This is a genomic window from Catellatospora paridis (genome assembly GCF_009720365.1).
GTDB classification, from domain to species: domain Bacteria; phylum Actinomycetota; class Actinomycetes; order Mycobacteriales; family Micromonosporaceae; genus Catellatospora; species Catellatospora paridis.
Map to the genome: position 1 here is coordinate 315,472 of NZ_ML769313.1, position 14,949 is coordinate 330,420.

Genomic DNA, 14,949 nt, shown 5'->3' on the forward strand with positions numbered 1-14,949 from the left:
GACGTGACGGTGCCAGGAGGTGGGCCGAACCGGGGGCAGGCGCGGATGCTCGGCACCCATTACGCTTCGCGATCACTATGAGCGTACTGACGTCACCGATGCCCACGACCCGGCTCTCGCGTCTGCGGAGTCCCGCGGGCCGCGCCGCGGCCGCGGCGGCCGTGGCGCTGGTTCTCATCGTCGCGGCCGGCGCCGCCTGGGACCCCTCCGGCCTGCTGGCACCCGTGAGCGGTCGAGGCCTGCCGCTGATGGGCGGCGGTGGTGTCTACCGCTGGGCTCCGCTGCTGGTAGGGCTGCCGACGATGCTGCTCGCCGCCTCCGTGCCGGTCCTCGCGATCGGCGGTGGCCGGGTGCGGCGGGCAAGGTGGTGGATCTTCCTCGTCACCTGGACCGCCGTGGCCGGCGCAGCCGCGCTGGCCGCCGCCGTCACGGGATTCGTCAGCGCCCTGCCGCTGATCGGGCCGCACCTGTCCGTCGGCTCCGCGCTCAGGTTCGCCTTCGCCACCAGCGGGTTCGCCGCGATGAAGTTCCTCCTGGCCGGCCCGCTGGTCGCCGCCGCGGCAGCGCTCGCTCACGGCCGCCTGCCGCTGGCCGCGAGCTCGGACGAACACGACCCGGTCGTCCGCGACACCGAGCCGGACACTGTCGATCCCGACGCCGACCGGCCCGCGTCCGCCGTCGGTGTCTGCGTGGCGGTCATGTTCGTGGTGGTGACGCTGGCGGCGGCCGCCTTCGGTGCGTCGTGGTGGCGGGGCGGGCCGGTCGGCTACGCGTTCGCCGGTCTGCTGCCGGCGCCCAGTGCCGCCGCGGGCGTGGTCGGCTACCTGTGCGGTGTGGTGCTGTTCCTCGGCGTCTTCGGCGCGACGGTGCGGGCGATGCAGCAGCGGCTCGTGCGCCACACTTCGTCGGCCGCGGCGGTGACGGTCTGGCTGGCCTCGACGGTGGCCGGCCTCGGCATCGGCGTGGTCTGCGCGGTCGCGGCGGCGCTCGCCTCGGCCGGGCTGCGTGACGCCGGACCCGACAGCTGGTGGATCGGCACGACCTTGCTCGGTGTCGGGACCGGCATCGGCTACGGCATCGCGGTCGGCCTGATCGGGGCGGTCGGTGCGGCTGTGGCGTGGCGGTGGCGTCCGGGCCGGGTCACGGCCCGTCTCTCCGGGTCGCGCCGGTGGGCCGTGGGCGCACCCGTGGCCGTGCTGCTGGCGGCCCTGCCCCTGGTGATCGGGCCCTCCGCGGTGCCCGGACCGCAACCGGTCGCGCCGGTGCCGGCGTCCGCCGGACTCCAGCGCCTGCACCTGCTTCCCGCCGCGACCGAGGACGGTCTGCCCACGATCGGCGACGTCACCGGCCGTCAGGTGATCCTGCGGGGCGTCAACGTGAACCAGCTGATCGACTACCACCTGCGCGACCCTGCGGTTCCGGCCACCGAGCCGCTGACCGACGCGGACTTCGCCCAGATTGCCGCGATGGGCTTCAACGTCGTACGGCTGGGGATGTCCTGGTCCCGGCTGGAGCCGCGACGCGGGGAGTTCGACCAGGCCTACCTTCAGCAGATCAGCACTGCGGTGGCCTCGGCCAAGGCGCACGGCGTCTACGTCGTGCTGGACATGCACCAGGACGCCTGGGGCAACGCCCTGGCCCGGCCGGGGGAGCAGTGCGGCGGCGGTACCAGCCCGACCACCGGCTGGGACGGCGCGCCGGCCTGGGCGACGATCACCGACGGGACGCTGCACTGCCAGTTCCTGGCCCGCGACCTCGCCCCGGCGGTCGCGACGGCGTTCGGCAACTTCTACACCGACCGCGACGGGATCCAGAGCGAACTCGTCCGCGCCTGGGCCTTCGTTGCGCGGGCGTTCGCGAACGAGCCCGCCGTCGCCGGATACGACCTGCTCAACGAGCCCGGCATCGGAGCGAACCCGCCGATCAGCTCCGGGCTGCTGCTGGGCAGGTACTACGACGCCGCCATCACCGCGATCCGCGACGCGGAGCGGGCCGGGCAGGGCTTCGCGCACCTGGTCTTCTTCGAGCCGAGCGTGCTCTGGTCGGGGCTGGCCTTCGACGTGGCGCCGCCGCCGGGCTTCACCGGCGACCGGCAACTGGTGTTCGCGCCGCACCCGTACAGCGAGTCGATCACGATGGATCAGAGCTTCGGGCTGACGATCGCCTCGATCGAGCGGAACCTGGCGGTGTCGGCCCGTGCCGCGGCGTCCTACGGCGCGGCGTACTGGCCTGGCGAGTGGGGCTGGTTCGGCGACCCGGCGGTGGACGGGGCGAAGGTGACCCGCTTCGGTGCGGCCCAGGACCGCCTCGGCATCGGCGGCGCGTTCTGGGTGTGGAAGCAGGGCTGCGGATCGCCGGAGACCGGTGCCGACGCCGAGACATCGGGCAACCTCGCCCGGATCGACTGCGTCACCGGCGCCGCGATCCCCCCGCCGACCGGCTTCGCGCAGCCTTTGACCAGGGCGTATCCGCGGGCGTTCCCCGGCCGCCTCGACCGGCTCGAGGCCACCCCGGGCGACGGGGGACTGACGTTCGCCGCGACCGTCGGCGCCGACGGGGTGAACTGCGCGCTCGACATCTGGGTGCCCGGTGAGGCGCAGCCGCGGCTGGCCACCCAGGGGGTCGGCGACGCGGCGTCGGTGAAGGTGCCCGGCGGCTGGCAGGTCACCGGTTGTGCCCGCGGCGCGTACACGGTCACCGTCACGCGATGACCGCCGCCTGATCAGGAGGGCAGCTCGTCGCCTCGGATGCGGGCGTGCAGGTGCATGTCGTGCCGGCCGTCGGAGTGGACGGCGTCGCTGCGCTTGGTGCCCTCCAGGAGGAACCCGGCTTTGACGGCGACCCGGCAGGAGGCGTGGTTGCGGGTCGAGTGATCCAGGTGCAGCCGGTGGAAACCGGCCTCGCCCAGTGCCCAGGTGCTCAGAGCCGTCAGTGCACGAGAGGCGACACCTGCTCCGCGGGCGGCCGGAAGCACCCAGTAGGCGCACCCTGCGACACCGTCGTCGAGATTCAAGGACCCCATGGCCAGGCGTCCCAGCACCTCGTCGCCGCCGCGGGTCACCGCCCAACTCGCGCCGGTCTCCTGCGCCCAGGCCTGGCGGTACTGCTCGAACCACTCGCGAACCTGGTCCTCGGACGAGGGCTGGCGGGTGTGCCAGTGCCGGATCTCCGGGTCCTGGTACGCGGAGTGGAAGACTGCTGCGTCAGCAGGCTCCCAGGGGCGTATGACCAGCTCACCCGGGGCGGAGATCACTGGTTGCGGGCCGGCGGACAGTGTTCCGGCGGGGATGGCGGGCGGCGTCGAAAGTGTTGCCTTCACGCCTCATCCTCTCCCGGCGGTGATCAGCCATGTCAAGGCTGCTCCACGACGGCGCTGGTGCCGGAGCCGGGACGCGACTCCCACTGCCAGGTCTCGTCCAGCCGCAGCCGTCCGTCGGGCAGTCGGGACAGCGTGGACACACAGTGCCCGGTCGAGGTCTGCCCTTCGTTGTTGAGCTGTGTGTACCGGAAATCGAGCCGGTCACCGTCGCGGGTGCCGACGAGGAAGCCGCGACGGATCGCACCACCCGTGTACTCGGCCCAGATCATGCCGTCGTGCTCGTGGTAGGTGAACACCGTCTGCGTGCCGACCTCGCCGCCGGCGACGTCGGCCACGGCGGCGAAACGGCGCCCGTCCAGGGATGCGATCACGCGGTAGATCATGACATCCCGCTCCGCACGGCAGGAACTCCAACGACCGCTACTCGGCGAACCACGCGCACCGGTCGGCCGGTCCGGCCGCACTCGTGCCGATCGTGTGAGCACGACCGGCACGAGTCGCACGGCTGCTAGCGGCAGAACGGGACCTTGCCCATGGTGGACTGGATCCCGCCCAGGATCAGCTGCTGGAACTCGGCGGCCCCGGGGAAGGAGCCGTCGGTGGAAAACGAGCGGGCGTCGTGTCCCAGGGTGGTCAGGAACGCCCGTCCGCCGTCGTAGTACTGGCACCAGGCCACCGGGTGCACGTCGCCGTGGCCGGGGTGGCCCATCGAACCGGCGACGCCGCGCAGCATCGTCGACTCGTCCACGGCGGCCAGGATGCGCACGTCGGACGGGAACGGCACCAGGTTGTACCACTCGTCGGTGAAGGTCCAGGCCGCCGGAAGCCCGGCCGTGGCGGCGTCCCGGCGGCTGAGCGTCCGCACCGTCGCCGGCTGGTTGGGCCCGTGGTCGTAGTAGTTCGCCCCGCCGAGCAGGCCCTCGTACCAGGGCCAGTTGTACTCGGTGCCGAATGCGTTGTGGATGCCCACGAACCCGCCGCCGCCCCGGAGGTACTGGCGCAGCGCGGTCTGCGCGCCGTCGTCGAGGGTGTCCCGGGACGTGCTGAAGAAGATGATCGCGTTGTAGCCGAACAGCTGCCCGGCCGAGCCCAGCCGCGTGACGTCCTCGGTGTAGTCGACGCCGAACCCGTTGTCCTGGCCCATCTTGATGATGGCGTGGTGGACGACGTTGGCCTCGGTCAGCGGCGGGTTCAGGCCCGCGGCCAGGGCCGGGCCGAGATTGGCGTGCCGCGGTCCGGCGGTACGCGTGTACAGCAGGACCTTGTGGCCGGCGGCCGGGTCGAAGTTGCCCCAGTCGTGATAGCACCGCTCGTCGGTGCCGCGGCACACGCCGTAGTCCGGGTCGCCCAGCTGCTGGGCCCCCTTCGCCCGGCCCCGGTCGTCGTGTGCGGCGGACGGCAGGCCCGTCAGCGCCGCGAAGGCGAGGGTGGCCAGGACGCTGACCAGAGCCGTCAGGGCCACGGTCAGCCGGTTCTTCATCGGAAGTCTGCGCACGTCGTTGCCTCTCCTGGCGATCAGTAGACCTCGACCTTGCCGGTCGGTCTGGGGCTGAACGAGTCGTTGAAGAAGTACTCGCCCTTGGCCGTGAAGGTGTACGAGAACGACTCGCCGGGCTGGAGCCTGATGTCGAACAGGCCCTCGAAGAACTGGGTGGCGCCGTGCACGTTCACGTTGTCGGCGGGGTTGACGAAGGTGACGGTCGTGCCGACCGGCACCCGCAGGTGCGTCGGGGCCATGGCGTTGACCGCGGTCGACTCGACGGTCCCCACGGTCCCGGTCGCGGGGTTGTAGATCCGTGCCAGAACCACGGTGTTGCCGACGGCGCTGCCCTCCACCGGACCGCCGGACACCGGCCGGCGTACGACCGGCGGGGGCGGTGCGGCAGCGGCGGCGACCGTTCCGCCGATCTTGAAAGCCCAGAGGTGGTCGCCGCGCGGGGCGGAGTTGCCGTAGGGGATGCCGGTGCCGCCGGCGTAGACCGCGAGGTACTGCTCGCCGTCGATCTCGTAGCTGATCGGGCTGCTGCTGATCGCGGCCCCGGTCTGAAAGCGCCACAGTTCGCGCCCGTTGCGGGCGTCGAGGGCCAGCAGGTTCCCGTCGGGTTGGCCGATGAACAGCAGGTCACCGGCGGTGGTGAGGATGCCGTTGCCGTGCGCCAGCGAGTACGGCAGGTGCTTCTTCCACCGCACCCGGTTGGTGGCGGGGTCGACGGCGACGACGCCGCCGGTCTGGTATTCGCCCGGCGGGCGCAGGCCGTTGCTGGCCTCGGTGAGCGAGTGCGCCGCGGCGACGTAGCCGTATCCGGTGTAGACGAGGCCGGTGCTGTGGCTGAACGACTGGTGGCTCCAGTCGGCTCCGCCGCCGTGCCCCGGGATGGACAGGATCGGCACGTCCCAGTGCGGGTCGTACAGCGATCCCTGCACGTAGTTGGGGACGGCGCGGTTGGGGTCGCCCGGGATCGCGGTGCCCAGCGGCTGGTCGACGACCCGGGTCTCGGTCCAGGCCCCCTGCCGGGGGAACGGCTGGGTGGGCCAGGTCTTCTGCCGCGGCTCCTGCGGCACCGGGACCTCGTCGATGCCCAGGGGAGCGGAGCCGTCCTCGCGGTCGAGGATGAAGTACATGCCGGACTTGCTGCCGTACACGACGAGCTTGCGGTCACGGCCGCGGATTTTGGTGTCCACCAGGACCGGGGCCATGGTGTTGTCCATGTCCCAGATGCCGTGGTGGATCGACTGGAAGTGCCACCGGTACCGGCCGGTCTTCAGATCCATGGCGACGATCGAGCTGGAGAACAGGTTCAGGCCGCCGCGCTGCGAGCCGTCCTGGGAGGACCGGTTGCCGCGCGGGTTGCCGAAGGTCCAGTAGACCAGGCCCAGGTCGGGGTCGAGCGCGGGGTGCATCCAGGGCGCCGCGCCGCCGTTCTGCCACGACGTGCCCTCCCACGTCTCGTTGCCGAACTCGCCCGGCTCGGGGGCGCCCCAGAAGTGCCAGACGACGTCGCCGTTGCGGGCGTCCAGGGCCAGTGCCGCGGCGCGGTCGCTGTCGTGGGTGCCGACGTAGAGGATGCCGTCGTAGTGGGTGACGGCGACCTTCTCCATGTTGCCGTACTCGCTGACCTGCCGCTCCCAGGCGACCGCGCCGGTCTCCTGGTCGAGTGCGATGATCCAGCTGCCGCGGCCGTGGGTGAACACCTTGCCGTCGCCGACCGCGACACCGCGGCGGGTCACCGTGCCGCGGGTCTGCCGATACACCCACTTCGTGACGCCGGTGGCGCCGTCGACGGCGAACACGTTGCCGAACGCGGACTCGATGTAGAGCACGCCGTCGACGGCCACCGCGGTGCTCTGGTTGGTGCCTGTGTCGATGCCGCCTTCGATGCGGTTGAGCCATGCCCCGCCCAGGCGGTCGACAGTGCGCCGGTTGATCCGGTGCAGCGAGGTGTAGTTCTGGTTGCCGTAGTTGCCGCCGACCTTGGGGAAGTCGGCGGCACCCGGGGTCGTGCAGCGTGAGCCGCCGTGCCCGCCAGGTCGGCCCGCGGGTTCGGGTGCCGCGTCGGCGGCGGCCGGTGTCAGGGCCGCGCCGACGGCTGTCGCCGCTGCTCCGGTGAGTAATGCCCGACGTGGGATCTCTGCCATGCTGACCTCGTTCCTGTGCTGAAGGCGGTCTGTCTGCGGTGGCGCGTCCTGTGCGCTCGGGGCGGATCCGCATGCCGATGCGTGGCGACCGCGGGCAGGCGTGACCGGCTGCGCGATTGCGGCGGTCAGCGGGCTGGAAGCGTCGCGTGCAACGCGTTGTGCGTCAGCGAATCCGACTAACAATCATGAGGTCCACTAGGCGGTCCAAATAGGCCATCTAGAGGCACGGCTCAATATATGACCGACCCCGCTGCGGCGCAAGGCGAGGTTTCCGGAATGTGTCGTCGCGGTCATTTGGGGCGGACACGGTGGCACGCGACGGCCGGTGCCGGCCGTCGCGGCGAGGACTGGACCGATCAGTTCCCGAGGTAGGTCGGCAGGATCCCGGTTGGGATCGGACCCTTGTTGCGCCGGCCCTGCTGGGTCTCCTCCCAGGCGTGGGCCAGGATGCCGATGCTGCGGCTGAGCACGAACAGGCCGCGGGCCAGCGGGGCCGGGAAGCCGAGCTCGGCGTAGATGATCGCGGTCGCCCCGTCGATGTTCATCGGCACCGGCCGCCGGCCCGGTCGCTGTAGTGCCGCCTCCACGGCCCGGGCCGCGGTGGCGTGGCGGCCCTCGACCACGCCGTCGCGCACGGCGGCGTCGACCAGGCCCAGCAGGGGATCGCGGCGGGGGTCGACGGGATGGAAGCGGTGCCCGAACCCGGGAACGTAGCGCGAGTGGGCGCGCCAGGCGGTCAGCGCGTCGCCGACCGCGGTGTCGAGATCGGCGCCGGCGTCCTGGCGGGCGCAGATGTCGGTCAGCACCTCGACGCACTGTTGCCCCGCGCCGCCGTGCGAGTCGCCGAGCAGGTTGACACCGGTGGCGACCGCGTTGTTCAAACCGATGCCGCAGGTCGCGGCCATGCGTGCGGCGGCGATCGACGGTGCGTGCGGGCCGTGGTCGACCCCGGCGACGAGCGCGGCCTCCAGCAGCGCCGACTGCCGCCGGTCGGGCACGTCGCCGCGCAGCATCAACCAGATCATGTCGGTGAGGCCGGTGGTCCCGATCAGCTCCTGCACCGGGCGGCCGCGCAGCTCGATCACGCCGGGTGCCATCCGGGACACGGACGTGGCCCACCAGTCCGCGACCATTGCCGCGGTCGTGTCCTGCGTGGTGCTCACGTCGCCTCCAGTGGTGTCCGGACTGACTGTTCGACCATCGCCGAACCTACCGTGCAGTCCGTAGAGCGGGCTAGTAGGTCCGCTGTACGGATTTCTGTCCGAAATCCCATGTCCCGTGGTGCACATTGCTCACGTCGCCCGCCCGCATCACGCGAGCCGGCCTGCGAATCCTCTGGACCGGACGGTGCCGCCCGCTCGAGAGCGGGTCGCAGCTCTTGACTTCGCCCACCGCCGTACAGCTAATTAACGTACTAGCTCGTATAACAAGCGGGGAGGCCCGGTGGCCCGAGGACGACGCTTTCTGGTGGGGCTCATCGGTGGCGACCTCGGGCCGTCGCTCAGCCCCGCGCTGCACGAGCGGGAGGCCGACGAGCTGGGCGTGCGCTACCTGTACCAGCTCCTCGACCTCGACGTGCTCGACCTGGGCGCGGAGGACGTCGGCGCGCTCGTCGCGCAGGCGGGGCAGTTCGGGTTCGCCGGCCTCAACATCACGCACCCCTCGAAGCAGGCGGTGGTGAAGTATCTCCCCGAGCTCTCCGCCGACGCCGCGGCATTGGGCGCGGTGAACACCGTGGTGTTCCGGCAGGGACGGGCGGTCGGGCACAACACGGACTGGTCGGGCTTCCTCACCGGGTTCCGGCGCGGACTGCCCGGCGCGGCGGTCGGCGACGTCGTGCTGCTGGGCGCCGGGGGAGCGGGCACCGCCGTCGCGTTCGCGCTCGTACGCCTCGGTGTGCGGCAGCTGACCGTGGTGGACCTGGCGGTGGAACGCGCCGAACAGCTCGCCGAGGTGGTGCGCCGGGCCGCCGCGGCGGACCGGCCCGTGACCGTCCGGACGACCCGCACGGTGGACGAGATCCGCGATCGGCTGGCCGCGGCGGACGGCCTGGTCAACGCCACACCCGTGGGCATGAGCGGGGACGGGGCGACGCCGCTGCCGGCCGGGCTGTTCCGCCCGGAGATGTGGGTCGCCGACATCGTCTACCGGCCGCTGCTGACGGAACTGCTGCGCCAGGCGCGCGCCGCCGGCTGCCGGACCCTGGACGGCGGCGGCATGGTCGTGGCTCAGGCCGCTGAGACGTTCCACCTGATCACCGGGCTGTCGCCCGACCTCGAGCGGATGTACCGGCACTTCTCATCCCTCACCGCCGCGGCGACGTCGTGACGGAGAGGGGGAGCCGACCGTATGTCAGGACCCGGGCTTGCGCCAGCGGCGGGTGATCTCCGGAAGCTCGTCGTTGTGCTCGCCGAGCAGCGGCGGCGCGCCCACCGGATGCATCGGCTCGCCGTCGACGAGCACGCCCGTGCCGCTCAGGCGCAGCCGCCGGTCGGTGGCCGGGCCGGGGAAGCGCACGTCGGCGAAGAACCGGCGGTGGGCCAGCTGGTCCAGCTCGACGGCCTGCGGGACGGTCAGGATCCGGGCGGCGGGCACGCCTACCCGGTTGAGCTCCTGTTCCCAGACCAGTGCCGGACGCGCCCGCAGGGCGTCGTCGAGTTCGGCGTTGAGCGCGTCCCGGTGCTCCTTGCGCTGCTCCCGGGTGGCGAAGCGCGGGTCGGTGACCAGATCCGGCCGGCCCACGCAGCGGCACAGGCTCTCGAACTGCTCCTGCCGGTTGGCCGCGATGTTGAGCGGGCCGTCGGCGGCGTGGAAGGTGCCCGACGGGGCGGCGGTCGGGTTCTGGTTGCCCATCGGCTGTGGGGGCACCCCGCCGACCAGGTGGTTGGAGACCGCCCAGCCCATCGCGGAGACGGACGCCTCCAGCATGGACACGTCCAGGAAGGAGCCGCGGCCGTGGCGCTCCCGGCCGGCGATGGCGGCCGTGACGGCCAAGGCCGCGGTGAGCCCGCCCAGCGAGTCACTGATGGGGAAACCGACCCGCAGCGGCGCGGTGTCCTGCGTGCCGGTGATGCTCATCATCCCGGAGAGCCCCTGGATGACCTGGTCGTATGCGGGAGCCTGGCTCATCGGCCCGCTCTGCCCGAAGCCGCTGATCGCGCAGTAGACCAGCCGCGGGTTCAGCTCTCGCAGGCGCTCCCAGGAGAAGCCGATCCGGGCCAGCACCCCGGCCCGGAAGTTCTCCACCAGCACGTCCGCGGCCGTGACCAGGTCCACGAAGGCGGCCCGGTCGTCGTCGTCCTTGAGGTCGAGCTCCACCGACTTCTTGCCCGCGTTCTGGGCCAGGAACGAGGCGCCCAGGGCGGCGTCGTTGAGTTCGGGATCGGGGCCGAGCCGGCGGGCCAGGTCCCCGACGCCGGGGATCTCCACCTTGAGGACCTCCGCGCCGAGCAGGGCCAGCTGATACGTGCAGTATGGCCCGGCGAGCACGTTGGTCAGGTCGAGCACGCGGATGCCGGCGAGCGGTCGATGCGCCATGCAGGGTCTCCTCGGGTGGGCTGGCTGACGCGGGGCATGTCGGCGCGGCGCGGCCTAGCGGGACGTGCCGAGCGGGTGGTCGAAGCCGCGCTCGGACACCTGCTGCGCCATCCGCCTGACCTCCGCCGCGAACTCGGCGACCCGGGCCTCGGTGAACCGCAGCGTGGGCCCGCTGAGACTGAGTGCGGCCACGACCGCGCCGGAGCGGCCCAGGATCGGGGCGGCCACCGCCGACAGGCCCTCGTCGCGTTCGCCGTGGCTGACGGCGTATCCGGCGACGGTGGCCTCGTCGATCCACTCCTGCAGCCGCTTGACGTGACCGGGCCCGTAGGGCGAGCTGCGGGCGACGCGTGCCAGCAGCGCCGGGCTCGCGTCGCGCAGCAGCACCTTGGCCGTGGCGCCGGCCCAGAGCGGGAGCTCGTCGCCGACGTGCACGACGTGGCGAAGCGCCTGCGGGCTCTCCTGCTGGGCGATGCAGACCCGGAAGACGTCGCGGGCGACGTAGACGTTGACCGTCTCGCGCATGCGCGATGCGAGCTCGCGCATGCCGCGCTGGGTCTCGGGCGGCAGCTCCCAGCTGCTGTGCGCCAGGTGCGCCCAGCGCCACAGGCCGGGTCCGGCCATGTAGCCGCTCGCGGTGGCCCAGAGCAGGCCGCTCTGCTCCAGTGTCGAGACCAGACGGATCACCGTGGTCTTCGCCAGGCCGGTGGCCTCGGTGATCTCGCGGACCGTCACGGTCGGCTGTTCGGCGGTGAGCAGCGTGAGGATGTCCAGCGCCCGCTGGACGCTGCGCACCCCCTGCTGGTCGCCGCCGTCGGCGGGCGGCTGCGGTGCCGCGGGCTCGTCCTGCGCGGTTCGCTGCCGTCCGGCCGCCCTGTCATGTCCCGTTGCCGCCGCCACGGTTCCTCGCTTTCGTCGTGTCCACATCGATGGCCTGCGGATGAGCATCCCATCACGAGTCTCGATGACCTGCGGGCCTGGTGGTGCATTCACGCGTCCGTAACGTTCTGGACTCGACCCCTTGCTAGATCCAGCGGACGCCCGTACGTTACACCCAGTCCGTAGAGCGGTCCAGTAGAACCACAGAGTGGTCCACGAAGGAGGATCCGGTGCTCGATGCCATGCTCAAGCCGGACGCTGACGCCGTGCATACGGCAGCAAATCTGGTGGCCGGGAGCTGGGTCGTGGATGGACCTTGTGAGCAGCGCGTGGGACCGTACGTCCGCAGAGTGGTCAGCCGAGCGCCGGTCACCGCACCGGGCGATGTGGACGCGGTTGCCGCATACGCGCGCGACGCCGCCCGACACATGGCCCGGCTGGCTCCGGCGGCCCGCGCGGACGTGCTCGACGCGGCAGGACGGCTGGCCCAGGCCCACCGCGCCGAGTTCGCCCGCGTGATCGCGCTGGAGCTCGGCAAACCGCTGCGCGACGGGCTGGGCGAGATGGACCGGGTGGCCGACACCTTCACGGTCTGCGCCGCCGAGGCCCGCCAGATCGGCGGCGAGGTGCTGCCGGTCGCGGGCTGGCGACGGGGGATCGGCAACACCGCGCTCACCTACCGCGCCCCGGCGGGCGTGGCACTGGCGATCACGCCGTTCAACGCCCCGGCCAACCTGCTCGCGCACAAACTCGGCGCGTCCTTCGCGGCGGGCAACACCACCATCGTCAAGGCCCCGCCGCAGGCGCCCGCGGTCTCCGCGGCCGTGGTGGCGCTGCTGCTCGAGGCCGGCGCGCCCGAGCAGGCGGTGCAGCTGCTGCACGGCGGCGGCGACGTCGGCGCGGCGCTGTGCGCGCTCACCGAGGTCAGCGTCGTGAGCTTCACCGGCAGCGCCGCGACCGGGGCCGCCGTGGCCCGCGCCGCGGGAGCCAAGCGCCTCGTCCTGGAACTGGGCGGCAACGCCGCCACCATCGTGTGCGAGGACGCCGACATCGCCGCGGCCGCCCGGGTCTGCGCCCGCACCGGCTACACCAACTCCGGCCAGAGCTGCATCTCGGTGCAGCGGGTGTACGTGCACCGCGACCGCTACGCGCAGTTCCTCGAAGCGCTCACCGCCGAGGTCGAGACGCTGGTCGTCGGCGACCCGCTCGACCCGGCCACCGACGTCGGCTCCATGGTCGACGAAGCCGCCGCCGAGCGCGTCGTGTCCTGGGCCGCGCAAGCCGTCGCGGGCGGAGCGTCGATCACGACCGGCGGCCGCCGCGACGGCGCGACCGTGTACCCCACCGTGGTGGCCGCCCCGCCCGCCGACGCCTTCGTCGTGGTGCACGAGGTCTTCGGGGCGCTGGTGGCCGTGCTGCCCTATGACGACTTCGACGCCGTGCTCGCCACCTGCAACGACAGCCGCTACGGCCTGCAGGCCGGGCTGTTCACCCGCGACCTGGGGCGGGCGCTCACGGCATGGCGCGAGCTGGAGGTCGGTGGGCTCGTGGTGAACGGATCCTCCAACTTTCGCCTAGACCACGTGCCCTTCGGCGGGGTGAAGGACTCCGGCTTCGGCCGCGAGTCGCCCCGTCTGATGATCGAGGACTTCACCACGGTGAAGACCATGCTGCTGCGCGGCATGTCGATCTGGGGTGAGCACGGGTGAGCAGCCTTCGCACGAGCGACAGAGGAGCACCGATGAGCACAGACACCCAGGCCCGCGCGCTGCCCGCCGACGACGTCGCGCGCGGCACCGGCGCCCTCGCCATGGCCCGGCAGCTCCAGGCGTACGGCGTCGAGTACGTGTTCGGCACCTGCGGCCATACCAACATCGCGCTGCTGGCCGCGTTCGACGAGGTCGGCATCGAGTTCGTGATCGCGCGGCACGAGCAGGCCGCCGCGCACGCCGCCGACGGATACGCCCGGGTGTCCGGCAAGGCCGGCGTGCTGCTGGTGCACGTCGGCCCCGGCATGATGAACGCCGTCACCGGGGTGGCCACCGCCGCGCTGGACTCGGTGCCGCTCGTGACGATCGCCGGGGACGTGCCGTCCTACCTGCACGGCAGGCACCCGCACCAAGAGGTCAACCTGCACGCCGACGCCGACCAGACGGCGATCTTCCGGCCGTTCGTCAAGCGCGCCTGGCACGCGCACCGGGTCGAGGACCTGCCGCGCTTCACCGAGCGCGCGTTCTGGACCGCGACCTCCGGCCGCCCCGGCGCGGTGCTGCTCAACGTCCCGATGGACCTGTTCTCCCGGCCGCTGGCCGACCACCACACCGACCGGCACCCGCTGCCCGCGCAGACGACGGCCCCCGGGCTCCCGGCGGACGACGCGGCACGCATCGCCCGTGAGCTGGTGTCGGCGCGGCAGCCGCTCATCTACCTCGGCGGCGGCCTGGGCCCCGGCGCCGGGCGTGCGGCACTGCTCACGCTCGCCGAGCACCTCGACATCCCCATCGCGCACTCGCTGATGGCCAAGGGCGCGGTCCCCGACGAGCACCCGCTGCTGCTGGGCATGCCCGGCTTCTGGGGCACCGAGAGCACCAACGGCTACGCGCTGAGCGCCGACGTGGTGCTCGCCATCGGCACCCGCTTCGCCGAGACCGACGCCAGCTCCTGGGATCCCGCCTACACCTGGCGCTTCCCGCCGTCGCGGCTCATCCAGATCGACATCGACCCGGCGGAGATCGGGCGCAACTACCCGGTCGAGATCGGCGTCGTGGCCGACGCGACCCTGGCCGTGCAGGCGATCACCGGGCAGGTGCTCGACCAGTTGCCGCAGGGCCGGTCGCGGCCCGACCTGCGCGCCGACATCGCGGCCGCCCGCTCGGCGCTGTTCGCCGGAAGCGCGGAACGCGGGCGCAGCGACCAGTTCCCGCTACGCCCCGAGCGCATCCTCGCCGACGTGCGGGCGGCACTGCCGTCCGACGCGATCCTGGTGACCGACGTCGGCTGGAACAAGAACGGGGTGGCGCAGTGCTACCCGCTGCCCGCCGACGGCCGCTTCATCACCCCAGGCGGCGCGTCGACCATGGGCTTCGGCCCGGCCGCCGCGCTGGGCGTGCAGCTGGCCGCGCCGGACAAGGTCGTGGTCGCGCTCATCGGCGACGGGGGGATGAGCGCCCAGCTGCCCGCGCTGCCGATGGCGGTCGAACGCGGCCTGCCGGTGATCTTCCTGGTGATGAACAACCGCGCCCACGGCACCATCGCCGACCTGCAGGCGGCCAACTTCGGCCGCAGTTACGGCTGCGAGTTCCGCGACCCCGACGGCAACCCCTACAGCCCCGACTTCGCCGCGCTCGGCCGGGCCTGCGGGGCCGACGGATACGACATCGCGCAGCCGGCGGACCTCGTAGCCGCGCTGCGCACGGCAGTGCAGCGCCGCCGACCGGCGGTCCTGGACGTGCCCATGGTCAACGAGCCGGTGCCGACCCCGGGGCACTGGAACATCAAGGACATCTACCACGGCGTATTCGAGTGAAACAGCACGTCGACACAGGGTGCGAGCCGCGCGGCCCGCACCCGACCAGGTA

Annotated in this window: 11 protein-coding genes; 4 read left to right on the top strand and 7 right to left on the bottom strand. The window is 72.3% G+C overall.

The window, feature by feature from the left end; genetic code table 11:
• Positions 1–98: 98 nt before the first annotated feature.
• On the top strand, positions 99–2,711 hold the full coding sequence (locus F9C41_RS06380) for a cellulase family glycosylhydrolase (RefSeq protein WP_155385720.1): 2,613 nt from the start codon (positions 99–101) through the stop codon (positions 2,709–2,711).
• 11 nt (positions 2,712–2,722) lie between these two features.
• Here the strand turns inward: F9C41_RS06380 and F9C41_RS06385 are convergent, their stop codons facing one another.
• The 5 genes from F9C41_RS06385 to F9C41_RS06405 all read right to left on the bottom strand — a co-directional run bounded on the left by F9C41_RS06385 (position 2,723) and on the right by F9C41_RS06405 (position 8,118).
• Positions 2,723–3,319, bottom strand: coding sequence for a GNAT family N-acetyltransferase (locus F9C41_RS06385; RefSeq protein WP_155385721.1), 597 nt, complete (start codon positions 3,317–3,319; stop codon positions 2,723–2,725).
• A gap of 32 nt (positions 3,320–3,351) precedes the next feature.
• On the bottom strand, positions 3,352–3,690 hold the full coding sequence (locus tag F9C41_RS06390; protein WP_155385722.1) for a hypothetical protein: 339 nt from the start codon (positions 3,688–3,690) through the stop codon (positions 3,352–3,354).
• Positions 3,691–3,827: 137 nt separating this feature from the next.
• Complete coding sequence (locus F9C41_RS06395) at positions 3,828–4,814, bottom strand: ThuA domain-containing protein (RefSeq protein WP_230689364.1); 987 nt, start codon at positions 4,812–4,814, stop codon at positions 3,828–3,830.
• 20 nt (positions 4,815–4,834) lie between these two features.
• Positions 4,835–6,955, bottom strand: a complete 2,121-nt coding sequence (locus tag F9C41_RS06400; RefSeq protein ID WP_155385723.1) for an outer membrane protein assembly factor BamB family protein — start codon at positions 6,953–6,955, stop codon at positions 4,835–4,837.
• Between the two features lie 356 nt (positions 6,956–7,311).
• On the bottom strand, positions 7,312–8,118 hold the full coding sequence (locus F9C41_RS06405; protein ID WP_230689365.1) for a citryl-CoA lyase: 807 nt from the start codon (positions 8,116–8,118) through the stop codon (positions 7,312–7,314).
• A gap of 280 nt (positions 8,119–8,398) precedes the next feature.
• On the opposite strand from F9C41_RS06405, the gene F9C41_RS06410 reads away from it, so the two are divergent.
• On the top strand, positions 8,399–9,283 hold the full coding sequence (locus F9C41_RS06410; RefSeq protein WP_155385725.1) for a shikimate dehydrogenase: 885 nt from the start codon (positions 8,399–8,401) through the stop codon (positions 9,281–9,283).
• Between the two features lie 24 nt (positions 9,284–9,307).
• Here the strand turns inward: F9C41_RS06410 and F9C41_RS06415 are convergent, their stop codons facing one another.
• Complete coding sequence (locus F9C41_RS06415) at positions 9,308–10,492, bottom strand: CaiB/BaiF CoA transferase family protein (protein ID WP_155385726.1); 1,185 nt, start codon at positions 10,490–10,492, stop codon at positions 9,308–9,310.
• Positions 10,493–10,546: 54 nt separating this feature from the next.
• A complete protein-coding gene (locus F9C41_RS06420) occupies positions 10,547–11,392 on the bottom strand; it encodes an IclR family transcriptional regulator (protein ID WP_230689366.1) in 846 nt (281 codons plus the stop codon).
• Positions 11,393–11,700: 308 nt separating this feature from the next.
• Here F9C41_RS06420 and F9C41_RS06425 point away from each other — a divergent pair, with 308 nt between their 5' ends.
• Entirely contained in the window at positions 11,701–13,080 is a 1,380-nt protein-coding gene (locus F9C41_RS06425; RefSeq protein ID WP_196279643.1) for an aldehyde dehydrogenase family protein, read from the top strand.
• Positions 13,081–13,112: 32 nt separating this feature from the next.
• Positions 13,113–14,897 (top strand): thiamine pyrophosphate-binding protein, encoded by a 1,785-nt coding sequence (locus F9C41_RS06430; protein WP_230689367.1) that lies wholly within the window; start codon positions 13,113–13,115, stop codon positions 14,895–14,897.
• Positions 14,898–14,949 lie beyond the last annotated feature (52 nt).